Raw genomic sequence first — 25,194 nt, 5'->3', positions numbered from 1 at the left:
CCCGCGTTTCCAGTATTGTCCGGATTAGGTTGTTTACTAGGATTAGTCTGGATCACTCTGCGTCCCCAGGTTTCTGCACATGTAAGGAGCGGTTATCCCCCGAACACACAGGTGACTCACGTCTATCCACAGTTCCCACACTGAATCCACAGCCGCTGTCCACCGTGGTGGACGGCGTCGTGGTCGTGCCCGTCGATATCCACACAGCCTGTGGATGAGGGCTGGGGACAGAGCTGTGGACGTGGGGCCGCGCATCCACAGCGACGGCAAGGATGTGCGGATCGTGTTGAAGGTTCTGGGGAAAGCCAGAAGATGATCTCCAAGGCCTGGGGAGAAACCCTTGGGAAACCCGGTGGACAACCGGTGGACAACTTCGCGTCGCTGTGTGCGAAGGAGAGCCTGTGGATCGGCGGCCGAGTTACACGCAGGTTCTTCCACATGTTCGACACCGGTGGATAACGTGTCCGAGCTGCGGAAACTCGGGTTCTCCACAGAACGCACAGGGCCGATGAAGACGACTACTTATCTCTTTAGAGAGAAGAAAACCAATCATCACGTCTGGGGATTTGTGCATGGCCGTAGAACCGGGCCACAAATCACCGGGGTCGGGCGCACGTCAGGCCGAGCCTCGCCTTAAGGTGCGGTGGGGCATCTTGTATCTGACCCGGCCCCGTCCTAGCCGACCCGGAGGCAACGCATGAAGTTCCGTGTGGAGCGCGACGCGCTCGCCGACGCTGTGGCGTGGACGGCGAAGAGCTTGCCCAGTCGCCCGTCCGTGCCCGTCCTCGCCGGTGTGATGCTGCGAGTGTCCGACGGCAGCCTCGAGGTCTCCGGCTTCGACTACGAGGTCTCCAGTCAGGTGACCGTCGACATCCAGGGTGACGCCGACGGCGCCGCGCTGGTCTCCGGCCGTCTGCTCGCTGAGATCACCAAGGCACTGCCCGGCAAGCCCGTCGACATCGCCGCCGTCGGCTCGCACCTCGAGCTCGTCTGCGGCAGTGCCCGGTTCACCCTGCCGACCATGCCTGTCGAGGACTACCCGAGCCTCCCGGCGATGCCGGCCAGCGCCGGCACGATCGACGCGGCCGCCTTCGCGGCGGCGGTGTCACAGGTGGCGATCGCCGCGGGCCGGGACGAGACGCTGCCGATGATGACCGGTGTGCGCCTCGAGCTCTCCGGCAACAACATCGCCCTGCTCGCCACCGACCGCTACCGGCTCGCAATGCGCGAGCTGGAGTGGCGCCCGGAGGACCCGGAGATCAGCCTCAACGCGCTCGTACCGGCCCGCACGCTCAACGACACCGCGAAGACCCTCGGACCGCTCGGTGGCGAGGTCACGATGTCGCTGGCACACGGCGGCGCCGGCGAAGGCATGATCGGGTTCTCCGCCGGCACGCGGCGCACCACCAGCCGCCTGCTCGACGGTGCCAACTACCCGCCGGTGCGCTCGCTCTTCCCGGCGAGCCACAACGCCGAGGCCCGCGTCTCCGTGCCGGCCCTCGTCGAGGTCGTCCGCCGTGTCGCCCTGGTCGCCGAGCGCACCACCCCGGTGCTGCTCAGCTTCGGCCCCGACGGCCTGGTCGTCGAGGCCGGCGGCAGCGAAGAGGCGCGGGCGAGCGAGGCGATGGAGGCCACCTTCAGCGGCGAGCCGCTGACCATCGGCTTCAACCCGCAGTACCTGATCGACGGGCTGCAGAACCTCTCGGCGCCGACGGCAGTCCTCTCCTTCGTCGACGCGTACAAGCCTGCCGTGATCTCGCCCGCCGGCGACGACGGCGAGATCGTCTCGGGATATCGGTACCTGATCATGCCGATCCGGGTAACCCGCTGATCCTGCGGGTACGGCACGAGCAAGGGCACGTCAACGGGAGGGGAACCCGCTATGCAGCTGGGGCTCATCGGCCTGGGCCGGATGGGCGGCAACATGCGCGAACGTCTGCGCGCCGCCGGTCACGAGGTCGTCGGATTCGACCATAAGCCTGAGATCTCCGATGCCACGTCCACAGCCGACCTGGCCGCGAAGCTGTCCGCTCCGCGGGCCGTCTGGGTGATGGTCCCGGCCGGCGTCACCGATGCCACCATCGACGAGCTGGCCACCCACCTCAGCCCCGGCGACATCATCATCGACGGCGGCAACTCCCGCTTCAGCAGCGACGGGCCGCGGGCGGAGCGGCTCGACGCCAAGGGCATCGGCTACGTCGACGTCGGTGTCTCGGGCGGCGTCTGGGGCAACCAGCTCGGCTACGCGCTGATGGCCGGCGGCTCCGAGGAGCACATCAGCCGGCTCATGCCGATCTTCGAGGCGCTCAAGCCCGCCGGTGACTTCGGTTTCGTGCACGCCGGCCCGGTCGGCGCGGGGCACTACGCGAAGATGGTCCACAACGGCATCGAGTACGGCATCATGCACGCGTACGCCGAGGGCTACGAGCTGCTGGGCGCGTCTGAGCACGTGACCAACGTGCCCGGCGTGATCAAGTCCTGGCGCGAGGGCACCGTCATCAAGTCGTGGCTGCTCGACCTGCTCGACCGCGCGCTCGACGAGGACCCGGGTCTCGACGCGATCAAGGGCTACGCCGACGACACAGGCGAGGGCCGCTGGACAGTCGAAGAGGCGATCCGGCTGGCCGTGCCGTTGCACGTCATCGCCGCATCGCTGTTCGCCCGCTTCGAGTCCCGCGAAGACGACTCGCCCGCGATGAAGGCGGTGGCCGCACTGCGCAACCAGTTCGGTGGGCACCCCGTTCACAAGAGCTGACGGTGTACGTCCAGCGGCTCGAGCTGGTCGACTTCCGCTCCTACGAGTCGGTCGCGATCGACCTGTCCGCTGGGACGAGTGTGCTGGTCGGCCCCAACGGGGTCGGCAAGACCAACCTGCTGGAAGCGCTCGGTTACGTGGCGACCCTGGACAGTCACCGGGTCGCCACGGACGCCCCACTGGTGCGCGCCGGCGCCGCCGCCGCGGTGATCCGGTGCCTGATAGTCCACGATGGACGCGAGCTGTTGGTCGAGCTGGAGATCGTTCCCGGCAAGGCCAACCGGGCGCGGCTGGGCCGGTCTCCGGTCCGTCGCGCCCGTGACGTGCTCGGCGCGTTGCGGATGGTGCTGTTCGCGCCGGAAGACCTGGAGCTGGTCCGCGGCGACCCGGCTTTCCGCCGGGGTTACCTCGACGATCTGTTGGTCGCCCGCCAGCCGCGGTACGCCGGGGTGCGCGCCGACTACGACCGCGTGGTCAAGCAACGCAACGCGTTGTTGCGCACCGCCTACCTGGCGCGCAAGACCGGCGGCACCCGCGGCGGCGACCTGTCCACACTGGATGTGTGGGATGCCCACCTGGCCCGGCACGGCGCGGAGTTGCTCGCGGGCCGGTTGGAGCTGGTCAACGCGCTGGGTCCGTTCGTGGCCAAGGCCTATGACGCCGTGGCGGCCGGCAAGGGCGCGGCGGGCATCGCCTACCGGTCCGGGGTCGAGGTCGGCGCCGGTGACCGGGCCACGCTGGAGCAGGCGTTGCTGGAGGCGCTGGCCACCGGCCGTTCGTCCGAAGTGGATCGCGGTGTGACGCTTACCGGCCCGCACCGCGACGACCTCACGCTGACGCTGGGCACGCTGCCGGCCAAGGGCTACGCCAGCCACGGCGAGTCCTGGTCCTACGCGCTGGCGTTGCGCCTGGCCGCCTACGACCTGCTGCGCGCCGACGGCATCGAGCCGGTGCTGGCCCTCGACGACGTGTTCGCCGAACTCGACGCGGGCCGCCGCGAACGCCTCGCGGAGCTGGTCGGCGGCGCCAGCCAGCTCCTGGTGACGTGCGCGGTGCCCGACGACGTCCCGGCGTCCCTGCACGGCGCCCGCTTCGAGGTATCCGAGGGGACGATCCGCCGTGCCGACTGACCAACCCGCCGGCGACCGCCCTCGCCGCACGAACCCGAACAGGGCGGCCCCGAAAGCCACCCCCGGCGCCGACCAAACGCCCACGGCAGGCCAGCAGCCACCGCCGGCCGGCGGTGCCGCGACGGCTGGACCGACCACGCGCAGCGGTGCGGCGAGGGGCGGTGCGACCGCGCCCGACGGCTCGGCGGCGCGCCGCGGTGCTGCGGCGGGCGGTGCGACGACCGGCACCGGGACGGCGGCCGGTGGTGCGGCGGCCGGCGATGCCGGCGCTGGCGGATCGGCCGACGGACGGTCCGGGCCGGAGCTTGCCCGGGCGGCTCTGGACGCCGCCCTGGCCAAGCGGGCCGCGGCCGCGCCTCGGCGCAAGTCCGCGATCAGCGGCGACGGTGGCGGTCGGGGTAAGCGACTACGCGGTTACTCCGGTCCTGGCCCGGACCCGCGCGACCCGCAACTCTTCGGCGTCGTCCTCGAACGCCTGGTCAAGGCCCGCGGTTGGCAGAAGCCGGCAGCGGAGGCCACGGTCTTCGGCGCCTGGGAGAAGGTCGTCGGTCCAGACATCGCCGCGCACTGTCGCCCGATCAAGCTCGCCGACGGCGAGCTCACGGTCGAGGCGGAATCTACGGCCTGGGCCACCCAGCTGCGCCTGCTCGCCGCGAACCTCCTCAAGCGGATCGCCGGCGAGGTCGGACACAACGTCGTCAAGAAGCTGCACATCCACGGCCCGGCCGCACCGTCCTGGAACCGCGGCCCGCGCCGCGTGCAGGGCCGCGGCCCCCGTGACACCTACGGCTGACCGATCCGCCACCCGTTCGGGTCGTGTGCCGCGGACCCGGCAGGGCAGGGCCCACGAAGTGGTGCCCTGCCCGTTGCGCGCGGGAGCGAACGGTCCGCACCACCACGGACGCGCGTAGATGGGTCAGCGTTTGAAGATCGTGAATTTGCGGCTGAGGTCGGCTCAGTAGTCGGCGTAGACGGCGAAGCCGCGGTCCGCGCAGCGGCGGTAGAACCGCGACAGGACCGCCAGCTCGCTGCGGGCGAAGCTCCACTGCGGCGCGTCGCCCGACTCGTCCAGCAGTGCGTCCATCCGCCCGTCGAGCCAGCGCAGCTGCTGATCGGCCAGGCGCCCGCCCGACAGCGCGGTGTGCAGCACGGCGCCGACCGTTTCGAACGTGACCGACTCGCCGTGCGGGCGATGGCCCTCGACGAAGCGCTCCAGGCCGCCGGCGATCCAGGCGCAGCCGTCCGGGTCGATCACCGGGTCCTCGTCTTCCGCCGCCGCCTCTGTGGCGTAGAGCACACCTTCGAGACCGAGGAGGAGATCGACGAGCTCCGTGTACGCCGTCGCGCGGACCGTGCCAGTCTTGGCGATGTGGCCGGCGAGGGCCGCGGTGGGCGCGGCGACGTCTGGGTCGTCCGCCAGGTCGGCGAAGTCGACGAACTCGGCCGGGGCGACCGGGTCGTAGAAGCGGCCGGTGCGCGGCCACTGCACGGCGACGTTGTCCAGACCCATCGGGTCACCCTTCTCCGTTCCGCAAGATCTCGAAACCGGCGCGCGGCGGGGGACTTGCCCCGATCGGATCGCGCCGCAGAAACTACGGCACGGCCGCCGGTTCGCGCGACCCCCGAAGGGTCACCTTTGGAGTGCGGATCATGGCCCGGATTTCCGATTTGCCCGGACCATTGCTCCCGGAGGCCACACCGGCCACCGAGCCGGCTCATGATCGAGAGTGAAAAGGGGCCGACGGCGGGCTGGCACTCGCGCAAGGGGCTTTCGTGTGGGGGGAGTCGCGGATACCGGGGTTCGCGCCGCTGTGGCGCTTCTAGCGCCGTTTTTGAGGTGCGCCGGATGGGTGTTCGCGCTTCCGGCCCGGTAACATTGGTGGCAGACGAAGGACGACGCGCGGACGACCGTATCGGGTCCTCCCCGGCCCGGGGCCGCCCGCGTGTCATGTCCAGCCGATCGTGACCGCGGGAAGGCGCGGCGAGCGGTGCGCCCAGACCCCGGTCGCGCCGGTCGTCGGTGGCCGTCCCGCCATACCCGCGCACCAGCGTCGGTCGACGACGCTGGGGCGGCGCGAGAAAGTGGCCAGAGTGGCAACGCAGAAAAAGCAGGAGTACGGCGCCGAATCGATCCAGGTGCTCGAGGGGCTCGAGGCCGTCCGCAAGCGCCCCGGCATGTACATCGGGTCGACCGGTGAACGCGGCCTGCATCACCTGGTCTGGGAGGTCGTCGACAACGCGGTCGACGAGGCCCTGGCCGGCTACTGCGACACGATCGACGTCGTGCTGCTGGCCGACGGCGGCGTGCGCGTCGTCGACAACGGCCGTGGTTTCCCCGTCGACCTCCACCCGAAGCTCAAGAAGCCGGGTGTCGAGGTCGCGCTGACCGTCCTGCACGCCGGCGGCAAGTTCGACGGCAAGGCGTACGCGGTCTCCGGCGGCCTGCACGGCGTCGGCGTGTCCGTGGTCAACGCGCTGTCCACCCGCATGGAGGTGGTCATCCACAAGTCCGGCAACGTGTACCGGCAGTCCTACGTCAACTCCAAGCCGTCGCCGCTGGAGAAGGGCGAGACCACCAACACCACGGGTTCCTCCGTGTCGTTCTGGCCCGACCCGAAGATCTTCGAGACGACCGAGTTCGCCTTCGAGACGATCTACCGGCGCCTCCAGGAGTACGCGTTCCTGAACCGCGGCCTGACCATCCACTTCCGTGACGAGCGCCCGCAGAGCGAGGAGGACGGCAAGGCCCGCGAGGTCACCTTCCTCTACAAGGGCGGCATCGCCGACTTCGTCCGGCACCTCAACAACACCAAGTCGCCGATCCACAAGTCGGTGATCGAGTTCGGTGGCGAGGAGGAGGGCATGGCGGTCGAGATCGCCATGCAGTGGAACGAGTCGTACGGCGAGTCGGTCTACACGTTCGCCAACACGATCAACACCCACGAGGGCGGCACCCACGAGGAAGGCTTCCGCTCGGCGCTGACCGGTGTGGTCAACAAGTACGGCGCCGAGAAGAAGATCCTCAAGGGCGACGAGAAGCTCACCGGTGAGGACATCCGGGAAGGCCTCGCGGCGATCGTGTCGGTCAAGCTGGCCAACCCGCAGTTCGAGGGTCAGACCAAGACCAAGCTGGGCAACACCCCGGTCAAGAGCTTCGTGCAGCGCGTCTGCAACGAGTGGCTCAACGACTGGCTCGAGCGCAACCCGAGCGAGGCCAAGACGATCATCACGAAGGCGACCCAGGCGTCCCGCGCCCGGATCGCCGCGCAGCAGGCCCGCAAGCTGGCCCGCCGCAAGTCGCTGCTGGAGTCCGGCTCGATGCCGGGCAAGCTGGCCGACTGCCAGTCGACGGACCCGCGCGAGTCCGAGGTGTTCATCGTCGAGGGCGACTCGGCCGGTGGCTCGGCCAAGCAGGGCCGCGACCCGCGCGTGCAGGCGATCCTGCCGATCCGCGGCAAGATCCTCAACGTCGAGAAGGCCCGGATCGACCGGGTGCTGAAGAACAACGAGGTCCAGGCGCTGATCACGGCGCTCGGCACCGGCATCCACGACGACTTCGACATCGAGAAGCTGCGCTACCACAAGATCGTGCTGATGGCCGACGCCGACGTCGACGGCCAGCACATCCAGACGCTGCTGCTCACCCTGCTGTTCCGCTTCATGCGGCCGCTGGTCGAGCTCGGCCACGTCTACCTGGCGTCGCCGCCGCTCTACAAGATCAAGTGGAACAAGAAGGGCGACGACGCGCAGTACGCGTACTCGGACCGCGAGCGCGACGGGCTGATCCGCCTCCGTCAGGAGACCAAGCCCAACGCCAAGCCCGACGACATCCAGCGGTTCAAGGGTCTGGGCGAGATGAACTACCCCGAGCTGTGGGAGACCACGATGAACCCGGCGACCCGCACCCTGCGCCAGGTGACGCTCGACGACGCGGCGACGGCCGACGAGCTCTTCAGCGTGCTGATGGGCGAGGACGTCGAAGCCCGGCGCTCGTTCATCCAGCGCAACGCGAAGGATGTGCGGTTCCTCGACATCTGACGCAACCGTCCGGGGGTCGGCTCGCGTGTATGAGTCGGCCCCGGGACCGCGAGCGCTGAAGTTATCCACAGACAGGTCGGTTTCCACAGCCGTTATCCACAGGACAAAAACGGCATTTAGGGCGAAAAAGGATTAATTGTGACGGATATCCCCGAGGCCAACGAGCCGGATCTTGAGGCGGCGGCGGCCGCGGTAGGCAGTCGCGACCGCGTCGAGCCGGTCGGGCTCGAGGTCGAGATGCAGCGTTCGTACCTCGACTACGCGATGAGCGTCATCGTCGGGCGTGCGCTGCCGGACGTCCGCGACGGTCTCAAGCCGGTTCACCGCAAGATCCTTTACGCGATGTACGACTCGGGCTACCGGCCCGACCGCGGCTACGTGAAGTGCTCCCGCGTCGTCGGTGACGTGATGGGTCAGTTCCACCCGCACGGCGACTCCGCGATCTACGACGCGCTGGTCCGGATGGCCCAGACCTGGTCGCTGCGCTACCCGCTGGTCGACGGCAACGGCAACTTCGGCTCGCCGGGCAACGACCCGGCCGCGGCCATGCGGTACACCGAGTGCAAGCTCGACCCGCTGGCGATGGAGATGCTCCGGGACATCGATGAGGACACCGTCGACTTCCAGGACAACTACGACGGCCGGGCCAAGGAGCCGGTGATCCTGCCGTCGCGGATCCCCAACCTGCTGGTCAACGGCGCTGAGGGCATCGCGGTCGGCATGGCCACCAAGATCCCGCCGCACAACCTGCGCGAGATCGCCGACGCGGTCAAGTGGTGCCTGGACAACCCGGAGGCCGACGAGCCGACCACGCTCGAGGCGCTGCTGGAGATCGTCAAGGGCCCGGACTTCCCGACCCACGGCCTGATCGTCGGCACCCAGGCGATCCAGGACGCGTACCGCACCGGCCGCGGCTCCATCCGCATGCGCGCGGTGGTCGAGGTCGAGGAGGACAAGAAGGGCCGCGCCTGCCTGGTCGTCAGCGAGCTTCCGTACCAGGTGAACCCTGACAACCTGGCCGAGCGGATCGCGGAGCTGATCCGCGAGGGCAAGATCGCCGGCATCGCGGACATCCGCGACGAGTCTTCGGGCCGCACCGGCATGCGCATCGTGATCGTGCTGCGGCGCGACGCGGTCGCCAAGGTCGTCCTCAACAACCTGTACAAGCACACGCAGCTCCAGGAGACCTTCGGCGCCAACATGCTGGCGCTGGTCGACGGCGTGCCGCGCACGCTCAACCTGGCGCAGTTCATCCGCTACTACGTCGAGCACCAGATCGACGTCATCCAGCGGCGCACCGCTTACCGCCTGCGCAAGGCCGAGGAGCGCGCGCACATCCTGCGCGGTCTGGTCAAGGCGCTGGACGCCCTCGACGAGGTGATCGCCCTGATCCGGCGCTCGCCCACCGTCGAAGACGCCCGTGGCGGCCTGCGGACCCTCCTGGACATCGACGACATCCAGGCGACCGCGATCCTCGACATGCAGCTCCGTCGCCTCGCGGCCCTGGAGCGGCAGAAGATCATCGACGAGTTGGCGAAGATCGAGATCGACATCGCCGACCTGAAGGACATCCTCGCCAAGCCGGAGCGGCAGCGGAAGATCATCGCCGACGAGCTCAGCGAGATCGTGGCCAAGTGGGGCGACGAGCGTCGCACCAAGATCGTCCCGTTCGACGGCGAGGTCTCCATGGAGGACCTCATCGCCCGCGAGGACGTGGTCGTCACGATCACCCGCACCGGGTACGCGAAGCGCACCAAGGTCGACCTCTACCGCTCGCAGCGGCGGGGCGGCAAGGGCGTCAGCGGCGCGGGGCTGCGGCAGGACGACATCGTCAGCCACTTCTTCGTCTGCTCCACGCACGACTGGATCCTGTTCTTCACGAACAAGGGCCGGGTCTACCGCGCCAAGGCGTACGAGCTGCCGGAGGCGAGCCGCACGGCCCGCGGCCAGCACGTCGCCAACCTGCTGGCCTTCCAGCCGGACGAGCACATCGCACAGGTGATCGAGATCGCCGACTACGGTGTGGCGCCCTACCTGGTGCTGGCGACCCGCAACGGCCTGGTCAAGAAGACCAAGCTCGAGGAGTTCGACTCCAACCGCTCGGGCGGCATCATCGCGATCAACCTGCGCGACGAGGACGAGCTCGTCGGCGCCGCGCTCGCCGGTGTCGGCGACGACCTGCTGCTGGTCTCGAAGATGGCGCAGGCGATCCGGTTCAACGCCACCGACGAGGCGCTGCGCCCGATGGGCCGGGCCACGTCCGGCGTCATCGGCATGCGGTTCACCGGCGACGACGAACTGCTGGCCATGGAGGTCGTCCGCGACGGCATGGAGCACCTGGACGTGCTCGTGGCCACCAACGGCGGCTACGCGAAGCGCACACCGATCTCGGAGTACCCGGTCCAGGGGCGCGGCGGGAAGGGCGTACTGACCGCTAAGCTCACCGAGCGTCGGGGCGGGCTCGTAGGGGCGGTGGTGATCAGTCCCGACGATGAGCTGTTTGCTATAACGAGCAATGGTGGTGTTATCCGGACTCCGGTGAAGCCTGTACGCCGAACGCGCGATCGGAACACAATGGGGGTCAAGCTCATGGACCTTCCGGACGGCGTAACCATCGTGGCCATCGCTCGCAATGCCGACGAGCCCGACGAACAGGACTAGTTGATGACGGAGACAACGGCGAAGTCGGGGACTGCGGGGGCCTCGACCACCCCGGCCGAGGACGAGACCGCTGACAGCGGTGCGTCCGCGACCGGCCGCGCGGCAGTAGGCCGGGCGGTAGTCCCCGCCGACGCACCGTCGCCCAAGTTCACCCGTGCGCCGGGCATGGCGCCGCCGCCGGACAAGCCCGGTGAGGGTGGCAACACGCCCGACGGGGGTTCCGATTCGTCGAGTGCCTCGGGTTCCGCCGGCGCGTCTGGCGTGGGTGGCGCGGGTAGCTCCGGTCCGAAGTCGCCGGTCTCCGTCGGCACGTCGGTCGGCGGTGGTCTGTCGGGCGGCGGGTCCGTGCCTCCGACCATCACGCGTCCGGGTGCGTCGCGTCCGGGTGAGCGCTCCGGTGACGGCGGCTCGGGTCTCGGCCTTGGCCTTGGCTCCGGCGCGGGTCAGACCGCTACGGCGACCGCGACCCGGCCCGGTGCGGCTGGCGCGGCGGGTGCCGCTGGTCCCGCGTCCGCGGTGGGCGCGGCGCGGGTGACCGAGGCGGTCCGCACGGCACGCTCGACGGTGGCCGGCGGGGCGGCACGTGGCCCGCGGCGGGCGCGGCTCAACGTCAAGCGGATCGACCCGTGGTCGGTGTTCAAGTTCTCGTTCGCCGTGTCCCTGGTGCTCTTCATCGTGGTCATCGTGGCGACCTCGGTGCTCTACCTGGCGCTGGACGCGATGGGCGTCTTCGAGAAGGTCAACACCAGCCTGGGTGACCTGATCAGCGCCAGCGGCGGCAGCGACGGCAGCACGTTCAAGATCACGGCCAAGGGCGTCATCGGCACGTCGGCCTTGATCGGCGTGGTCAACGTGGTGCTCTTCACCGCGCTGGCCACCTTGGGCGCCTTCATCTACAACGTCTGCGCCGACCTGGTCGGCGGCGTCGAGCTCACGCTGGCGGAGCGCGACTAAGCAGCGGTTTCTCTTCGAGGGGGCGTGACGCTTCGGCGTCGCGCCCCCTCGTCGGTCACCCCCCAGCGCCGCGCCGGGTATCCAAGTTGGGGGAAGGCAGGGCGGTACGGTAACCTTGCCCGGTCGCACGGGGCTATAGCTCAGTCGGTTAGAGCGCAGAGCTGATAACTCTGAGGTCGCTGGTTCGATTCCAGCTAGCCCCACTTCAGACGGTTGCGAGCGTGAGGGGATTCCCCCAATGTTGAAGAAGCTCCTGATCATCGTCGGAGTCGTGGGCGTCGCTGCCCTGGTAGCCAAGAAGGTCAAGGCGTCCAGCGACGAGCGCGCCCTGTGGCACGAGGCGACCACCGCACCCGACCTCCGATAGATTTCCGAACTGGCGGCTCCACCCGCCGTCGGGGCCGTAGCTCAACTGGCAGAGCACTGCCTTTGCAAGGCAGGGGTTAGGGGTTCAAGTCCCCTCGGCTCCACCGAATGCCTGCCTAGAGCATGTCCGCTAACGCGGCCACGATCTAGGCAGGCATTCGCCATCCTGGCTCCGGGAGCGACCCCCGGAAACCCCACGGTCTGGCGGGCGCGGTCCGCGATACGCGCGAGGCCAGCCTGAACCTCACTCGGCCGGCGCTGTGAAGATGGCGACGGCGCTGGTCCCGATCGCAGGAAGCCCGCGAGCGGCCGAGAGGTGGTCCGTTCTTGATCTTTAATGAACGCGCTTCGCCGTAGTGGGTCCCTGATTTGCCCGCGGACTGTCGTGGCTAGGCGAGTGGTTCGTCTCGCACGCCCTTCGGGCGGGCTGGTCGGGTTCGCTTTCATCCTGGATCACCGACGCGCGCTGCGCGGTTGCTATGCGGCGAGCCTATGGACTTACGGCAAGCGACGCCGCCGTGATGGCCAGGCGTGTGGTCCCTCTGGGACGCGCTTGAGCCCAGGTGGTCAGGTGCGGCCCTTGCCCTCGATCGCCAACGGGCGGCGCGGCCGTTGCTGTGCGGCCGGGTCCATGGGCCATTGGCGAGTGGCGTCGCCGTGTGCCTAGGCTGCGGCGGGTCCATGGGCACGATGAGCCAAGGCAGTGTCATAGGCAGGCGGCTGGTCACCCTGGCCGCCGCAAGGCGGGCCGGTCAGGTCTGGACGTGCCGCGAAGAGACGACCGCGGATCCGTCTAACGGCCAGCAACCCCACCTGTTCACGCTCGTCCATGCGTCGGCCGTCGCCGGTACGCTGCGCGCGTGAGCTATGACCTTCTGTTCCTGCGCCGGCAGCCGGAGCAGAGCTGGGACGAGGCGCTCGAAGCCGCTGAGGACTACCAGGATTTCGGTGCGGGGCCGGATGACCAGGTCTGGCACCGGGTGCTCACGCGGGCGAGGCTGTTGCTGGGCGAGGTCGAGGCCGGACTGACCGACGACGGCGGCGAGATCAGCCACGAGCGCACCGGCATTCAGCTCTTCCTTTACGCCGACTCCGCCGAGATGAGCGTCCCGTACGGCGACACCGGCGAAGGCGCCACCGCCGTGCTGCGGACGATGTTCCTGCTCGGCCAGGTGGTCGAGGAGGAGACGGGCCTGGAGGGCTACGACCCGCAGCTCGAACAGCCGATCCGCGCGGCCGCCGCGAACCTGGATCTCGGCGCCGCCTCGTTCGAGATGGTTGCCCGGATGCTCAGCAAGCCGGCCAGCTAGACCCCGATGTTCCAGCGCTTCAGGAGCTGACGGCGCCCTTCGTCGGTGATCCTCAGCGCGCGGTGGCCCGGCGCGCGGCGCACGAACCAGCCTTCCGCGAGCGTGTGGGCGCACAGTGCCGCACCCAGGGCGCCGGCCAGATGTGGGCGGCGCTCGGTGAAGTCGAGGCACGAGCGGGCGAACGCCCGCCGGCTGCTTCGCGCGCCCGCGATGTCCACGCCCGCATCGGTCAGCGCCTCGGCGCCCGCCGGCGTCAGGGTGAAGCCGTCACCGCCGGCCGCGAGTAGCTTGCCGGCTACGAACGCGTCGACCAGGGATACCGCCACGACGCCGGCCAGGTGGTCGTAGCAGGTGCGGGCCAGCGTCATCGCCTCGTCCGTGCGGGACTGGCGCAGCGAGCGGATCGGCCGCGGTGGGCTGATGGCGCCCAACGCCTCGAGGGCGTGGGCAACGTCGGGGGAGGCCAGGCGGAAGTAGCGGTGGCGGCCGCTGTGGGTGACCTCGACCAGCCCGCCCTCGACCAGTTGCGACAGGTGGCCGCTGGCCGTGGAGGCCCGGATCCCGCCGGCCCGGGCGAGCTCGCCGGCGGCCAGGGCCTGACCGGACAGAAGCGCGTCGAGCATGGCCGCCCGGGCCGGCTCGGCGATCAGCCGCGCGGCCGCGGCCAGGTCGACGTCTGTGGTCATCGCCCCACGGTAGGCCGCCAACGCTTCGGCGCCGACCGAACTGTTGGACGCTTACGTTCGGGCCATGATCATTGAACTCATCCCGACGGCGGTCGACGAGGTGCTGGCCCGCGCCGAAACCTGGCTCGGCTGGGACGGCCGTCCCGTCTACCGGGACGGCAACGCCTGGACGCCCCACAAGGCGATTCGCCGCGTCTCCGATCACCTGCTCGACCACCTCGCCGAGATCGACTGCGGGCTAGCCGGCCTGCCGACCATCCCCGACAAGTGGCACGGCCGGACGGTCACGACCGACGCCGACTTCGCGAGGTTCACCGAGGTGGACCTGGACGAGGCCCGCAGCCGTTTGACGCGCCTGGCCGCCTGCTACCGGGCGAGGCTCGGACGACTCGACGCGAAGGCCCTGGACCAGGAACCCGAGGACGGAGCCTGGTCGATCCGCAAGGTCGTAGAACACGTCGCGAACGTCACCTACTACGCCCGCATGCTCGACCCGAAAGCCATGCCCTAGGCGGAATGGGCTAGTTGCTCGGAGCCTCGGAGGGGTCCGGCGGGGCCAACGTCGGCGACGGCGTGCCCGACGGGCTGTCCGGTGGGGGTTCCGGAGTTGTCGTCGGTGAAGGCGCCGGTGTCGTCGGTCGAGGCGTCGACGAGCGGGTCGGCGACGTCGACGGCGTCGGGGTCGCGTGGGTCGCGCGTGGCGTTGGCGTCGTCGACGGCGATGGTTGGCGGGTTCGCTGCTCCGAGGTCGAGCGCGGCTGTTCGCCGCCCATCGCCTTCGTCGGGTCCGGGCGCAGCAGGAAGTAGCCGACGAAAGCGAGCAGGAAGACCAGCAGCAGGATGACAGTCGAGAGCCGGACCTTGCCCAGCCGTAGGCGGGTCATGAGGCGGCCATCGGTTCGGCGGTGTCGAGGGCCGTGGCCACCAGCACGCCCTCCTGCTGGAAGGCCAGGGCTACCCGCGAGCGGAGCTCGCGGCCCACGTCGAACTGTTTGCCCGGCAGGGTGCGGGCGACGATGCGCAGGTGCACCGAGTCGACCTCCAGGCTCTGGACGCCCAGCACCGTCGGGGCGTCGAGCAGGAGCTGGCCCAGGTTCGGGTCTTCCACCGCTGCCACGGTGACCTCCTGGAGGATTTCCCTGGCCCTTGTCAGGTCGACGCTGATCGGAACCGGCACGTCCACCACGGCCCGTGCCCAGTCGCGCGACATGTTGATCACCTGCGCGATCTGGCCGTTGGGGACGATCACCACTTCGCCCTGGAGCGTGCGTAGGCGGGTGATTCGGAGGGTGACCTCTTCGACCGTTCCTGTCACTCCGCTTTCCGAGCCCAGCGTGCCGAAGCGGATCACGTCGCCGAAGCCGTACTGGCGCTCGAAGATGATGAACGCGCCCGCGAGGATGTCCTGCACGATCCGCTGGGCGCCGAAGCCGAGCGCGACGCCGAGCACCGCGGCCGGTGCGACGAGGCCGGTCACCGGGACGTTGAGGCGCTGCAGGATCAGCACCGCGGTGATCGAGTAGATCACCACGATCACCAGCCAGGTCAGGCCCTGGGTGGCGACGTGCCGGTGCTTGGCACCCTCGTCGGCGATCTGGCCGGTGCTGCTCGGGTGGGCGTCGATCCGCTGGTAGAGGCGTCCGCTGAACCACCGCGTGAACCGGGACAGCAGGATCGCGCCGGTGACGAACACGACGATCAACAAGCCGCTGCCGCGTAGCCAGTCGGTCAGATCGTCTATCGGAGCCGTCGCCACCACCATGGCAACCCATCCTGACACGGCCTTTCAGCGACCGCACCAGCCGAGCGGACCGTCAGCCCTGTTGGACAGCGGTAAGAATCACCTCTCCGAGCTGAACCGGGCGGGTGAACTGCGGCCAGTGCCCCGTCGGCAGGTCGATGTAAGAGACATCACGAATGAGGGCGAGCTCCGCGGTGTAGGGCGAACCCTGCGCGATCAGTGACCGCAGCTCCACGCTGGGGAACTCGCAGGCGATCACCGTCGCCGGCACGTCGTAGCGGCGTGGGTCCGATAGTCGGATCGGCCCCGCGACGACCTGGGCCGGCGACGGTATGGCCCGCGCGCGGAACGCCGCCCGCAAGCCGTCGTCGAGGTCGACCAGGTCTTCGTCGTCGAACGCCGACCACTCGGGCAGCGGCACCTCGCCGTCGACCGCCGGCAGGCTGTCGTTGATGCAGTCGCCGGAGGAGGCCGGCACCGCGTCGACATAGACCACCCGGTCGACCAACGCGGGCCGGGCGTCGGCCGCTGCGTGGGCGATGGCCCCGCCGCCGGAATGGCCCACGAGCACGACCTCGGAGTCGGTGTCGAGGCTGTCGATCACCGCGACCACCGCATCGACGTGGTCACGGACGGTGATCGAGGCTCGTGGGGCGCCAAGAACCATGCCGGGCAGAGTCAACGCATGTGCCCGGTGCCCGGCCTTCTCGATCACCGGCACGACCTCGTCCCACGACGAACCGTCGAGCCACAAGCCAGGGATCAGCACGATGTCCATGCGGGGGAGGCTAGGACAGGCCTCCGACAATTTTGACGTGCGGCCGCCGGCGGAGTCGGACCCCGAACCCGACCGCGACCAACACCAGCAGGAGTCCGGCGGTGACCGCACCGTGCAACAACCCGCGGTCGAGGTAGCCCACCGACGTGTGGTCGATCGCGTACGTGCCGATCTCCCGGCTGAACCAGAACGGCAGCAACCGGGCCGCGTTGCCCGCCGGGTCGAGGATCATCTGCAGGCCGACCACGGTCATCAGCACCAGCATCCCCTCGAGGTCGCGGGGGAGCAGCGCGCTGAGGGCGAGCCCGAGCAACGGCGCCACCAGCACGCCGAGCAGCATGATGACCGCGATCGCGCCGTACCGGACGTCGTGCTGGTCGAAACGGATCAACAGGAAGTACGGCGTCGACAGGGCGAGTCCGAGCGTCCAGAGGGCCAGCAGCCGGCCGAGGAAGAGCTGGTGCGTGGCATAGCCGGACAGCCGCAGCCGAGGCTCGAGCGACCGTGCGGCCGAGCCCACGAACAATGCGGCCGCGCTGAGCACCCAGGCCAGCCCCAGGCACACGAACCGGATCGACTGACCCAGATGGTCGCCGCGCCGGCCGAGATAGAAGGCCAAGGGCAGGACCAGCAGGAGTACGAGTACGCCGCGCCGCCGTACCGTCTCGCGCAGCGTCATCTCGGCGATCGTCATGGTCCGGTTCATGCCGCCACCCCCGTGGATCCGGCCGACAGGTCGAGCACGACGTCGACCCGGTCGAGCTGGTTGAGCAGGTGGGTGACCACCACGACGGCCCGTCCCGCGTCGCGCCAGCGCCAGACCTCGTGCCAGAAGTCGAGGTACGTGCCCCGGTCGAAGCCCTGGTAGGGCTCGTCGAGCAGCAGCACGTCAGGGTCGCCGAGCCCGGCGAGCACCAGGTTGAGCTTCTGCCGGGTGCCGCCGGACAGGTGCCGGGCCTGCGCGTCGCCGGGCACCCAGTCGAGCGCCGCGGCCCGCCCGGCACCTTCCCGCTGGGCGGCGGCCCGCGGAAGACCACGACCGGCGCCGATCAGCGCGAAGTGCTCGTCGGCGAGCAGGAAGTCCGCCGTGCCGCCGGCTTGCGGGCAGTAGCCGACCGTGCCGTGCAGCTCGACGTGGCCACCGTCGGCACCGGCCAGCCCGGCGCAGATCCGCAGGAACGTCGACTTGCCCGAGCCGTTGGCGCCGACCACCGCCGCGACCTGGCCCGCGTGCAGGGTCAGCGAGACACCGGAGAGCACCGTGCGCCGCCCGTACCGCTTGCGGATGTCGACGGCCCGCAACCGCACCGGGCCGACAGCGGAGGAGACGGCGAGCGGGCCGACGCTGTCCGCGACGGCCGCGGCGTAGGCGGACGGTGGGCCGAACGCCCGCAGCGGCGCCTCACCGCTGTCGCGCAGATGCCCGGCCGCCTCGGCCACCACGTGCGCGGCCAGGTCAGGTCCGATGCCGTGCCGCCGGAGCTCGTCGGTGAGTGCGGCCAGCCAGATCTCGTGTCTCACCGGGCCGTCCTTTCCTGGAGTATCGCGCCGACCCCGCCGGCGAACGCCGCCCATTGGCTGGCGGCGTCCCGCACGACCGCGAGGCCCGCAGCGCTGATCGTGTAGTACTTCCGGGCCGGACCGCCGCCGCCCTCGCGCCAGTAGACGGTCACCAGGCCGGAGCGCTGCAACCGCAACAACACCGGATAGAGCGTGCCGCCCTGGATCGTGCCGAGGCCCGCGGACTGCAGCGACTGGGCCAGCTCGTAGCCGTAGGAGTCGCCGCGCGCGAGCAGCCCGAGCACGCACAGGTCGAGCACGCCCCGAAGCCACTGCGCGCGGCGATCCTGATCCACAGTCGAGCACGCTAGCACGGCTATCTAGATAGCGGAACTATCTAGTTAGGGTGCGGCCAGCGCGGCTGTCGGCGCGAGGCGGGCCGCCCGCACCGCCGGGTACAACCCGGCCACGGCGCCGATCAGCAGGGTCGCCCCCAGCGCGCCGACGGACGCCCAGGCCGGCACGACAGCGGGCCAACCCTGGGTCAGCGCGTATGCGGAGGTCACCCCGATGCCCAACAGCACGCCGCCGACCCCGCCCAGCCCGCACAGCAGCAACGACTCCGCGAGGAACTGAGCCCTGATCTGCCCCCGCGTCGCACCCAGCGACCGGCGGAGCCCGATCTCGCCTCGGCGCTCCAACACCGAGATGACCATCGTGTTGGCCACCCCGACGCCGCCGACCAGCAAGGCCACGGCACCGAGCCCGAGCAGCAGGCCCGTGAAGGCGTCGTCGGCGGCCCGACCGGCCTCCAGGGCGTCCGAGGGCCGCGACACCTCGACCTCCGACGGTGCCTCCGGGTTGGCGGTGTTGGCCAGCACCGCGGCCACCGCCTCCACCGAGGACTCGTCGGCCCGGGTGTAGATGGTGGTCGGATGCCCGTCGAACCCGAGATCCGCGGTCGCCGCGGGCCAGCCGACCAGCGCCGAGGTGTCGAGCTCCGGGGCCAGCGGCACCGGAGCGAGCACCCCGACGACGGTGAACCAGGTGTCGCCCAGCCACACCGGCTGGCCGGTCACCGCACCCAACCGGTCGGCCGCAACGCCGCCCAGCACCACCGCCGGATAGCGGGCGGTGGCCTCGTTGAGCCAGACGCCCCGCGCCATCACCGCGCCCACCGTGCCCGGCAGGTCGAGATAGCTCGCCACCACCGCGATGCTGCCGCTCTGCGCTTCCGGGATCCGGTCCGTCCGGTAGACCTTCGCGGAGACCCGGCCGGTCGCGCTGACCGAGGTCACCGGGCCGATCCGCCCGACCATCGCGGGCGCGTCCAGGGGCAGAGTCGCCGGCTCGTCCGCGAACAGCTTGCTCCCGGGGCCGACGGTGAGCAGGTTGGTGCCCAACCGTTCGAGCGTGCGATGCAGTTCCGCCCGGCTCGACGCGGAGATGCCGACGACCGCGGTCATCGCAGCGATGCCGATCGCGATCCCGAGCGCGGCCAGCACCGCGCGCAACGGCCGGGAGCGCAACCCGGCGGCACCGAGTCGGACCAGGTCGGAGAGGCTCATCGCGTACCCCCGAAGATCCGGCCGTCGCGGATCTCCACCCGCCGGGGCAGGCGGGCCGCGATCTCCCGGTCGTGGGTGATCACGATGATCGTGGTGCCGCCGGCGTGCAACCCGTGCAGTAGGTCGAGCACCGCCGCGCCGGACGCCGAGTCGAGGTTGCCCGTCGGCTCGTCGGCCAGCAGCAGCGCCGGCTCGCCGACCACCGCGCGGGCGATCGCGACCCGCTGCCGCTCACCGCCGGAGAGCTCGTGCGGCCGGTGCCGCAGGCGGTGCCCGAGCCCGACCCTGTGCAACGCCTCGCGCGCCCGATCGAGCCGAACCGACCTGCGGACACCGGCATAGAGCAGCCCGTCGGCGACCGCGTCCAGTGCCGGAACCCCCGGAGCCAGGTGGAACTGCTGGAAGACGAAGCCGATCCGGGTCGCTCGCAGCGCCGACAGGCGGCGGTCGGAAAGCGCGGCCACGTCCTGCCCGGCGAACGAGACGGTCCCGGACGTCGGCTGGTCGAGCGTGCCCACCAGGTGCAGGACCGTCGACTTGCCCGAGCCGGACGGCCCGACGACGGCGACCAGCTCACCCTCGTCGACCGACAGCGAGATGCCGTCGACCGCGACCACCCCGCCCGGGTACGACTTGCGGACGTCGCGGAGCGCCACCAGCGTCATGACGGCATCCCCACCGTCAGCCCCGGCGCCAGGCCGGCACCGCTGACCTCGACCCGCCCACCGGCGAAGAGTCCGGTCTCGACCGCCACGAAGCGGCTCGTGCCACCCTCGACGACCTGCACTCCGTAGCCGCCCTCGGCCAGCGCGACCAGGGCGGCGACCGGCACGGTCAGCACGTCGGCCCGGCTGCCGGCGGTCAGCGCCACGTCGACCGGCGTCTCCCCCAGGTCACCGAGCGCCCGCTGGTCGGCGACCGAGACGGTCACCTCGACCGTCGGTGCGGCCCCGTCCTGCCCCGCTGTCGCGACCGCGCCGACCGTGGCCACCGTGCCCTCGGCGGTCTCGCCGGACGGCAGCTCGATCCTCGCCGAAGCACCGGCCACCGCCAGGTCTCGGTCGCCGACCGGCAGGTCGATCGTGACCAGTCGAGTAGTGCCGGTGTAGGTGACCACGGGGCCGCCGGCCGGAGAACCCACCGGTGTGCCGTGCGCGGCGATCCGGATCGGACCCGGCGCGTACGCGACCGAGCCGGCCGTGACGGAGCCGGTCGAAGCGACGCCGAGGTCGTCCTGCCACTCCCGCACCGCGTCGGCGGTCGCGCCGGTGTAGTCCGAGTCGATGGTGAACCCGGTGTAGCCCAGCGCGGCCAGGTTCTTCTCGAACTGCTTCACGTCGGCGCCTTCGACTCCCGGCGTGAGGGCGCGATAGAGCGGCAACGCGCCGTAGAGCAGCACGACCGGCGCGTCGTCGACCCGGAACACCGGCTTGCCGCGGCTCACCGTCGCGCCTTCGGGCGCGAGCCACGTGACCATCCCGCCGGTGCCGCGCAGCGCGACGGGGTCCCCGTACCCCAGTCGGCCTTCGACCTCGTCCGTGTCGACCAGCGTCTCGCGGGTCACCGTCGCGGTCTTGCGTGGCAGGTCGCCGGCGTGTGCCGTACCCCCGTCAGCGCCGCCGAGACCCACCGCGGCGGCGACCGCCGCACCGGCCGCGACCACCGCGACGCCGGCCACCAGAGCGGTCCGCCTCACCGGCGCACACCACCGGGCGTGGGCACGGCGTCCTGGCATTTCTCCAGCGCGGCGAGCACGTCGTCGTCGTGCTTGTCGAGGATGTACTCGCGGACGGCCGCACCGCCGTCAGGATCCGGATCGGGGAAGTCGGGAACCCCGTTGGCCCGCATGCACTCCGCCAGCGCCCGCTGCCGTTCGAGCTGGTCGGGGTCGAGCTTGACGTCCTTGCCGCCGCCTGGCATCAGGTCCCGGCACGCGTCGACGGCTGCGAGCACCTTGCTCTTGTCGACCTTGTCCAGCGTGATGCCGACCTTGCTGCCCGGCTGCGGGTCCGGCATGTCCACGCCGTGCTCCCGCATGCAGGCGGCGAACGCGCGGCCCCGCTCCTCGTCGTCGGCGGGCGCGGCGCTGGCGCTCGCGCCCGGTGTGCCACCGCCGGCCGAAGCCACCCCGGGAGTCGCGCCCGCACTGTCACAGGCGGCCAGACCAAGGCCCAGAGCCAGCAGGGGTACGAGCAACGTACGTCTCATGACTGCTCCTTTCGATGTTCGTCGCGAAGCAGTCCAGCGCCGGGCGGATAAGGCCGGCGTCAAGGCGGTCCAGGCGCTTATGGCGGCCTTATCCGCTGGTGGGCGACCATGGCGGGGTGCGGGTGCTGGTGGTGGAGGACGAGCGGTTGTTGGCCGACGCGGTCGGCGAGGGACTGCGCCGGGAGGCGCTGGCCGTCGACGTCGTCTACGACGGTGACGCGGCGCTCGAGCGGCTGGGCGTCAACGACTACGACGTGCTGGTGCTCGACCGGGACCTGCCGATCGTGCACGGCGACGACGTGTGCCGGGCGGTGGTCGCGTCGGGCGCCGAGACCCGGGTGCTGATGCTGACCGCGGCCGTCGACGTCGCCGACCGGGTGGCCGGCCTCGGGTTGGGCGCGGACGACTACCTGCCGAAGCCGTTCGCGTTCGTGGAGCTCGTGGCCCGGGTGCGGGCGCTCGGCCGTCGGGCTCGTCCGGCCGCACCGCCGCTGCTCGACCGGTCCGGCCTGGAGCTCGACCCGGGCCGCCGCACGGTGACCCGGGACGGCCGGCCGCTGGCGCTGTCCCGCAAGGAGTTCGCCGTGCTGGAGGAACTGCTGCGGGCCGACGGCGCGGTGGTCAGCGCCGAGCAGTTGCTGGAGCGCGCCTGGGACGAGCACATCGACCCGTTCACCAACGTGCTGCGGGTGACCGTCATGACGCTGCGACGCAAGCTCGGCGAACCGCAGGTCGTGCTGACCGTGCCGGGAGTGGGGTACCAGATCCGATGAGGCGACTGACTGTGCGAGTGCGGCTGACCGCCGCGTACGGGCTGGTGTTCCTGATCGCCGGCGTCGCACTGCTGGGCGTCACGTACGTGCTGATGGACGCCACCCTGGACCGTCAGAAGATCAACGTGACGGCGATCCTCGACAAGGTGAACGGCGAGAAGCTGCCGGCTGGCACGAAGAGCCTGCTCGGCGGCGTCGCGATCGACAAGAAGGTGATCGCGGACGCGATCGAGGCGCGCAAGCTGTCACCGAACCAGCGCGACGCGATCCTGTCGAACCTCGAGCTGGCCGAACGGCTCCAGGACGACATCAACCAGCGCACGCTCAATTCCCTGATCACGCGCGGCGGCGTCGCCGTCGGGATCGTCACGGTGGTCGGGCTCTGGGTGGGGTGGCTGCTGGCCGGTCGCACGCTGAGACCGCTGACGCAGATCACCGCGACGGCGCGGCGGGTCGCCGACCGCAACCTGCACGAGCGGATCGGCCTGTCCGGTCCGCGCGACGAGCTTCGCGAGCTCGCGGACACGTTCGACGACATGCTGGCCCGGCTGGACGCGGCGTTCGACGGCCAGCGCAGGTTCGTGGCGAACGCGTCGCACGAGCTGCGTACGCCGCTGGCCGTGAACCGCACCGTGCTGGAGGTGGCGATGGGCCGGCCGGGCGCGCCGGCGGAGCTGGTCCGGCTGGGCGAGACGCTGCTGGAGGTGAACGCCCGCCACGAGCGGCTGATCGACGGGCTGCTGACGTTGGCGCGCTCGGAGCAGGCGGTGTCGGACCCGGTGCCGGTCGACCTGGCGGAGGTGGCGGCCCGGGTGCACGAACAGTTCGCCGGCGAGGCCCGGGCGACGCGGCTGTCGTTCGACCGGTCGGGAACGCCGGCACCGACCACGGGCGACCCGGTGCTGCTCGAACGGCTCGCACAGAACCTGGTGGAGAACGCGATCCGGCACAACGTCAGTGCGGGCCGGCTCACGGTGACCACCGGCTCGTCGGCCGACCGGGCGCTGCTGACGGTGACCAACACGGGACCGGTCATCCCGGCGTACGAGGTGGCCGGGCTCTTCGAACCGTTCCGGCGCTTGACCGACCGCGTGGGTTCGGCGCGCGGCACCGGGCTCGGCCTGTCGATCGTCCGCTCGGTCGCCCGCGCGCACGGCGGCGAGGTCTCGGCCCGCCCGAACCCGGACGGCGGCGGCCTGGTCGTCGACGTCACCCTGCCCCTCAGTCAGGGTTGACGCGGAACACCGGCCAACCGATCTCGGTGCGCCACCGCTCGGACGCATCGGTGTCGCGGGGGCCGACCAGGTAGGTCTCGTAGACAGGGCCGTCCACCGCGAGCGCGTGTTCGACCACCCAGGCGCCGAGCCGGCCGTAGGTGACGTCGATGTCGTCGTGCGGGCCGCGGTGCACGGCGACTGCGAGATCCACCGCGGGTAGCTCGACCGGCTCGACCCTGCCGACGGCGTGCGGCTCGCGGACCGGACGGAAGACCGTCATCGTGCCGGCGCCGTCGGTGAACAGCTCGTTGGCGTAGCGGCCGCCGGGTGGGCCGGTGCGCTCGGGCGGCGGGAAGACCGCGTCCAGTTCGGCCATCGCGGCGGCGTACCAGGGGAGGACGACTGCCTGGGCGACCTGGCCGGTGACCGCGGCGACGGTCCGGGCCGGGACCGAGCGCAGTTCGACGTCGAGCTCGGCCGGGTCGGGTCGCAGTAGTTGCCGCAACGAGACGACCGCTGACCGGGTGCGGTCGAGCTGTTCCTCCAGCCGTTGGAGGTGGGCCGTGATCAGCTCGGCGCGCCGCTGCGGATCCTGCGTGGCGAGGATCGACTTGACCTCGGCCAGCGGCACGTCGAGCTCTCGGAGGCGGTGGATGACCTGGGCGGGCGGGATCTGCTCGGCCGAGTAGTAGCGGTAGCCCGTGAACCGGTCCACCGCGGCGGGCTCCAGCAGCCCGGCCTCGTGATAGCGACGCAGCGTGCGCACGCTCAGGTGGGTGAGTGCGGCGAACTCGCCGATCGTCAATCCTGGGCGCATTGGCCCAGTTTGCTCCCTCTCCCAGGGGGAGGGTCCACGACTTGACCCTCTCGCCGCGGGAGGGGTCACGGTCGACTCATGAACCTGCCTGCCACGATCACCACTTACCTGAAAGCCCACGAGGCCCGCGACGTCGAGACGGCGCTCTCGGTCTTCACCGTCGACGCCGTGGTGCACGACGACGGCCACACCTACCGGGGTACGGACGAGATCCGGGACTGGCTCGGCGGAGCGGGCGTCGAGTACACCTTCACCACCGAGCTGACCGGGGCCACCGAGGTCGACGCCGAGCATGTCGACGTGCGGCAGCGGCTCGAAGGGGACTTCCCCGGCGGGGTGGTCGACCTGCACTACCGCTTCACGCTCCGCGGCGCCGCGGTGTCCGAGTTGGTGATCGAGCCATGAGGACCTGGTTCGTCACGGGCGGCACACCCGGCGGGTTCGGTCTGGCGTACGCCGAGGCCGCGCTCGAGGCCGGCGACCGGGTGGTGCTGACCGCCCGGCGCATCGACGAGCTGCGTGAGTGGGAGAGCGCGCACGGCGATCGCGCGCTCGTGGTGCCGCTGGACGTCACCGACGAGGCGGCGGTACAAGCGGCCGTGAAGGCGGCCGAGGACCGGTTCGGCGGCATCGACGTGCTGGTCAACAACGCCGGACGAGGCTGGTACGGGTCGGTCGAAGGCTCATCCGAC

25 protein-coding genes, 2 tRNA genes and 2 pseudogenes are annotated in these 25,194 nt (G+C 70.5%); 16 read left to right on the top strand and 13 right to left on the bottom strand.

All coding sequences use genetic code 11. The features are described 5' to 3' along the window. The first annotated feature begins 697 nt into the window (after window positions 1-697). The 4 genes and pseudogenes from dnaN to AB0J88_RS27785 form a co-directional block, all read left to right on the top strand. Complete coding sequence (gene dnaN / locus AB0J88_RS27800; protein ID WP_364350686.1) at window positions 698-1,831, top strand: DNA polymerase III subunit beta; 1,134 nt, start codon at window positions 698-700, stop codon at window positions 1,829-1,831. Between the two features lie 51 nt (window positions 1,832-1,882). Continuing rightward, a complete protein-coding gene (gene gnd / locus AB0J88_RS27795; RefSeq protein WP_364350689.1) occupies window positions 1,883-2,755 on the top strand; it encodes a phosphogluconate dehydrogenase (NAD(+)-dependent, decarboxylating) in 873 nt (290 codons plus the stop codon). 2 nt (window positions 2,756-2,757) lie between these two features. Further along, window positions 2,758-3,885 carry a DNA replication/repair protein RecF gene (gene recF, locus AB0J88_RS27790; protein WP_364350692.1) on the top strand — a complete coding sequence of 376 codons (1,128 nt, stop codon included), beginning with the start codon at window positions 2,758-2,760 and terminating at the stop codon, window positions 3,883-3,885. A 286-nt stretch (window positions 3,886-4,171) separates the two neighbouring features. Beyond that, a pseudogene (locus AB0J88_RS27785) lies at window positions 4,172-4,678 on the top strand (DciA family protein); the annotation flags it as partial. A gap of 162 nt (window positions 4,679-4,840) precedes the next feature. Here AB0J88_RS27785 and AB0J88_RS27780 read toward each other — a convergent pair. Further along, entirely contained in the window at window positions 4,841-5,395 is a 555-nt protein-coding gene (locus AB0J88_RS27780) for a hypothetical protein (protein WP_364350695.1), read from the bottom strand. A gap of 581 nt (window positions 5,396-5,976) precedes the next feature. Here AB0J88_RS27780 and gyrB point away from each other — a divergent pair. The 7 genes from gyrB to AB0J88_RS27745 all read left to right on the top strand — a co-directional run bounded on the left by gyrB (window position 5,977) and on the right by AB0J88_RS27745 (window position 13,214). After that, complete coding sequence (gene gyrB / locus AB0J88_RS27775) at window positions 5,977-7,923, top strand: DNA topoisomerase (ATP-hydrolyzing) subunit B (RefSeq protein WP_364350698.1); 1,947 nt, start codon at window positions 5,977-5,979, stop codon at window positions 7,921-7,923. Window positions 7,924-8,061: 138 nt separating this feature from the next. After that, window positions 8,062-10,584 carry a DNA gyrase subunit A gene (gene gyrA / locus AB0J88_RS27770; RefSeq protein ID WP_364350700.1) on the top strand — a complete coding sequence of 841 codons (2,523 nt, stop codon included), beginning with the start codon at window positions 8,062-8,064 and terminating at the stop codon, window positions 10,582-10,584. 3 nt (window positions 10,585-10,587) lie between these two features. Further along, window positions 10,588-11,538, top strand: coding sequence for a DUF3566 domain-containing protein (locus AB0J88_RS27765; RefSeq protein ID WP_364350702.1), 951 nt, complete (start codon window positions 10,588-10,590; stop codon window positions 11,536-11,538). Between the two features lie 129 nt (window positions 11,539-11,667). Continuing rightward, a tRNA-Ile gene (locus tag AB0J88_RS27760) sits at window positions 11,668-11,741 on the top strand. Between the two features lie 35 nt (window positions 11,742-11,776). Further along, window positions 11,777-11,905 (top strand): DLW-39 family protein, encoded by a 129-nt coding sequence (locus tag AB0J88_RS27755; RefSeq protein WP_364350704.1) that lies wholly within the window; start codon window positions 11,777-11,779, stop codon window positions 11,903-11,905. Between the two features lie 30 nt (window positions 11,906-11,935). Next, a tRNA-Ala gene (locus AB0J88_RS27750) sits at window positions 11,936-12,008 on the top strand. A gap of 756 nt (window positions 12,009-12,764) precedes the next feature. After that, window positions 12,765-13,214 carry a hypothetical protein gene (locus tag AB0J88_RS27745; RefSeq protein ID WP_364350706.1) on the top strand — a complete coding sequence of 150 codons (450 nt, stop codon included), beginning with the start codon at window positions 12,765-12,767 and terminating at the stop codon, window positions 13,212-13,214. On the opposite strand, the gene AB0J88_RS27740 is transcribed toward AB0J88_RS27745, so the two are convergent. After that, window positions 13,211-13,900: a helix-turn-helix transcriptional regulator gene (locus AB0J88_RS27740; RefSeq protein ID WP_364350709.1), complete on the bottom strand. Its 690-nt coding sequence runs from the start codon at window positions 13,898-13,900 to the stop codon at window positions 13,211-13,213. The two genes, AB0J88_RS27745 and AB0J88_RS27740, sit on opposite strands and share 4 nt — an antisense overlap. A gap of 64 nt (window positions 13,901-13,964) precedes the next feature. On the opposite strand from AB0J88_RS27740, the gene AB0J88_RS27735 reads away from it, so the two are divergent. Further along, complete coding sequence (locus AB0J88_RS27735) at window positions 13,965-14,411, top strand: hypothetical protein (protein WP_364350712.1); 447 nt, start codon at window positions 13,965-13,967, stop codon at window positions 14,409-14,411. 10 nt (window positions 14,412-14,421) lie between these two features. Here the strand turns inward: AB0J88_RS27735 and AB0J88_RS27730 are convergent, their stop codons facing one another. The 10 genes from AB0J88_RS27730 to AB0J88_RS27685 are packed head-to-tail and all read right to left on the bottom strand — an operon-like array spanning window position 14,422 to window position 21,695. Next, on the bottom strand, window positions 14,422-14,784 hold the full coding sequence (locus AB0J88_RS27730) for a hypothetical protein (RefSeq protein WP_364350715.1): 363 nt from the start codon (window positions 14,782-14,784) through the stop codon (window positions 14,422-14,424). Beyond that, complete coding sequence (locus AB0J88_RS27725; protein WP_364350718.1) at window positions 14,781-15,662, bottom strand: mechanosensitive ion channel family protein; 882 nt, start codon at window positions 15,660-15,662, stop codon at window positions 14,781-14,783. Before AB0J88_RS27725 ends, AB0J88_RS27730 begins: the two co-directional genes overlap by 4 nt. A 52-nt stretch (window positions 15,663-15,714) precedes the next feature. Next, window positions 15,715-16,419 carry an alpha/beta hydrolase gene (locus AB0J88_RS27720; RefSeq protein WP_364350721.1) on the bottom strand — a complete coding sequence of 235 codons (705 nt, stop codon included), beginning with the start codon at window positions 16,417-16,419 and terminating at the stop codon, window positions 15,715-15,717. 10 nt (window positions 16,420-16,429) lie between these two features. After that, window positions 16,430-17,125 carry a hypothetical protein gene (locus tag AB0J88_RS27715; protein ID WP_364350724.1) on the bottom strand — a complete coding sequence of 232 codons (696 nt, stop codon included), beginning with the start codon at window positions 17,123-17,125 and terminating at the stop codon, window positions 16,430-16,432. Beyond that, a complete protein-coding gene (locus AB0J88_RS27710) occupies window positions 17,122-17,940 on the bottom strand; it encodes an ATP-binding cassette domain-containing protein (protein ID WP_364350727.1) in 819 nt (272 codons plus the stop codon). Before AB0J88_RS27710 ends, AB0J88_RS27715 begins: the two co-directional genes overlap by 4 nt. After that, complete coding sequence (locus AB0J88_RS27705) at window positions 17,937-18,275, bottom strand: PadR family transcriptional regulator (protein ID WP_364350729.1); 339 nt, start codon at window positions 18,273-18,275, stop codon at window positions 17,937-17,939. Before AB0J88_RS27705 ends, AB0J88_RS27710 begins: the two co-directional genes overlap by 4 nt. Before the next feature lie 45 nt (window positions 18,276-18,320). Beyond that, window positions 18,321-19,487: an FtsX-like permease family protein gene (locus tag AB0J88_RS27700; protein WP_364350732.1), complete on the bottom strand. Its 1,167-nt coding sequence runs from the start codon at window positions 19,485-19,487 to the stop codon at window positions 18,321-18,323. After that, on the bottom strand, window positions 19,484-20,152 hold the full coding sequence (locus tag AB0J88_RS27695; protein WP_364350735.1) for an ABC transporter ATP-binding protein: 669 nt from the start codon (window positions 20,150-20,152) through the stop codon (window positions 19,484-19,486). The genes AB0J88_RS27700 and AB0J88_RS27695 overlap by 4 nt, the downstream gene beginning before the upstream one ends. Further along, window positions 20,149-21,183: a peptidoglycan-binding protein gene (locus AB0J88_RS27690; RefSeq protein ID WP_364350738.1), complete on the bottom strand. Its 1,035-nt coding sequence runs from the start codon at window positions 21,181-21,183 to the stop codon at window positions 20,149-20,151. Before AB0J88_RS27690 ends, AB0J88_RS27695 begins: the two co-directional genes overlap by 4 nt. Further along, window positions 21,180-21,695, bottom strand: a complete 516-nt coding sequence (locus tag AB0J88_RS27685) for a hypothetical protein (protein WP_364350741.1) — start codon at window positions 21,693-21,695, stop codon at window positions 21,180-21,182. Before AB0J88_RS27685 ends, AB0J88_RS27690 begins: the two co-directional genes overlap by 4 nt. A gap of 116 nt (window positions 21,696-21,811) precedes the next feature. Between AB0J88_RS27685 and AB0J88_RS27680 the strand changes: the two genes are divergently transcribed. After that, window positions 21,812-22,468 (top strand): response regulator transcription factor, encoded by a 657-nt coding sequence (locus AB0J88_RS27680; protein WP_364350743.1) that lies wholly within the window; start codon window positions 21,812-21,814, stop codon window positions 22,466-22,468. After that, on the top strand, window positions 22,465-23,703 hold the full coding sequence (locus AB0J88_RS27675) for a HAMP domain-containing sensor histidine kinase (protein WP_364350746.1): 1,239 nt from the start codon (window positions 22,465-22,467) through the stop codon (window positions 23,701-23,703). Before AB0J88_RS27680 ends, AB0J88_RS27675 begins: the two co-directional genes overlap by 4 nt. Here AB0J88_RS27675 and AB0J88_RS27670 read toward each other — a convergent pair. Then, window positions 23,690-24,502: a MerR family transcriptional regulator gene (locus tag AB0J88_RS27670; RefSeq protein ID WP_364350749.1), complete on the bottom strand. Its 813-nt coding sequence runs from the start codon at window positions 24,500-24,502 to the stop codon at window positions 23,690-23,692. The genes AB0J88_RS27675 and AB0J88_RS27670 overlap by 14 nt on opposite strands. A gap of 78 nt (window positions 24,503-24,580) precedes the next feature. Here AB0J88_RS27670 and AB0J88_RS27665 point away from each other — a divergent pair, with 78 nt between their 5' ends. Both AB0J88_RS27665 and AB0J88_RS27660 read left to right on the top strand, forming a co-directional pair. After that, complete coding sequence (locus tag AB0J88_RS27665) at window positions 24,581-24,907, top strand: nuclear transport factor 2 family protein (protein WP_364350752.1); 327 nt, start codon at window positions 24,581-24,583, stop codon at window positions 24,905-24,907. Next, window positions 24,904-25,167 (top strand): annotated as a pseudogene (locus AB0J88_RS27660) (SDR family NAD(P)-dependent oxidoreductase); the annotation flags it as partial. The gene AB0J88_RS27665 and the pseudogene AB0J88_RS27660, both read left to right, overlap by 4 nt. Window positions 25,168-25,194: the final 27 nt, after the last annotated feature.

Origin of the sequence: Asanoa sp. NPDC049475, from assembly GCF_040676915.1 — a bacterium.
Taxonomy (GTDB): Bacteria; Actinomycetota; Actinomycetes; order Mycobacteriales; family Micromonosporaceae; genus Asanoa.
This window is presented reverse-complemented; position numbering and strand designations above follow the sequence as displayed.

Coding starts and splice junctions, on each gene's coding strand:
- dnaN (WP_364350686.1), top strand. CDS start 698: ATGAAGTTCCGTGTGGAGCGCGACGCGCTCGCCGACGCTGTGGCGTGG.
- gnd (WP_364350689.1), top strand. CDS start 1,883: ATGCAGCTGGGGCTCATCGGCCTGGGCCGGATGGGCGGCAACATGCGC.
- AB0J88_RS27780 (WP_364350695.1), bottom strand. CDS start 5,395: ATGGGTCTGGACAACGTCGCCGTGCAGTGGCCGCGCACCGGCCGCTTC.
- AB0J88_RS27765 (WP_364350702.1), top strand. CDS start 10,588: ATGACGGAGACAACGGCGAAGTCGGGGACTGCGGGGGCCTCGACCACC.
- AB0J88_RS27755 (WP_364350704.1), top strand. CDS start 11,777: ATGTTGAAGAAGCTCCTGATCATCGTCGGAGTCGTGGGCGTCGCTGCC.
- AB0J88_RS27740 (WP_364350709.1), bottom strand. CDS start 13,900: ATGACCACAGACGTCGACCTGGCCGCGGCCGCGCGGCTGATCGCCGAG.
- AB0J88_RS27735 (WP_364350712.1), top strand. CDS start 13,965: ATGATCATTGAACTCATCCCGACGGCGGTCGACGAGGTGCTGGCCCGC.
- AB0J88_RS27730 (WP_364350715.1), bottom strand. CDS start 14,784: ATGACCCGCCTACGGCTGGGCAAGGTCCGGCTCTCGACTGTCATCCTG.
- AB0J88_RS27725 (WP_364350718.1), bottom strand. CDS start 15,662: ATGGTGGTGGCGACGGCTCCGATAGACGATCTGACCGACTGGCTACGC.
- AB0J88_RS27720 (WP_364350721.1), bottom strand. CDS start 16,419: ATGGACATCGTGCTGATCCCTGGCTTGTGGCTCGACGGTTCGTCGTGG.
- AB0J88_RS27715 (WP_364350724.1), bottom strand. CDS start 17,125: ATGAACCGGACCATGACGATCGCCGAGATGACGCTGCGCGAGACGGTA.
- AB0J88_RS27700 (WP_364350732.1), bottom strand. CDS start 19,487: ATGAGCCTCTCCGACCTGGTCCGACTCGGTGCCGCCGGGTTGCGCTCC.
- AB0J88_RS27695 (WP_364350735.1), bottom strand. CDS start 20,152: ATGACGCTGGTGGCGCTCCGCGACGTCCGCAAGTCGTACCCGGGCGGG.
- AB0J88_RS27685 (WP_364350741.1), bottom strand. CDS start 21,695: ATGAGACGTACGTTGCTCGTACCCCTGCTGGCTCTGGGCCTTGGTCTG.
- AB0J88_RS27675 (WP_364350746.1), top strand. CDS start 22,465: ATGAGGCGACTGACTGTGCGAGTGCGGCTGACCGCCGCGTACGGGCTG.
- AB0J88_RS27670 (WP_364350749.1), bottom strand. CDS start 24,502: ATGCGCCCAGGATTGACGATCGGCGAGTTCGCCGCACTCACCCACCTG.
- AB0J88_RS27665 (WP_364350752.1), top strand. CDS start 24,581: ATGAACCTGCCTGCCACGATCACCACTTACCTGAAAGCCCACGAGGCC.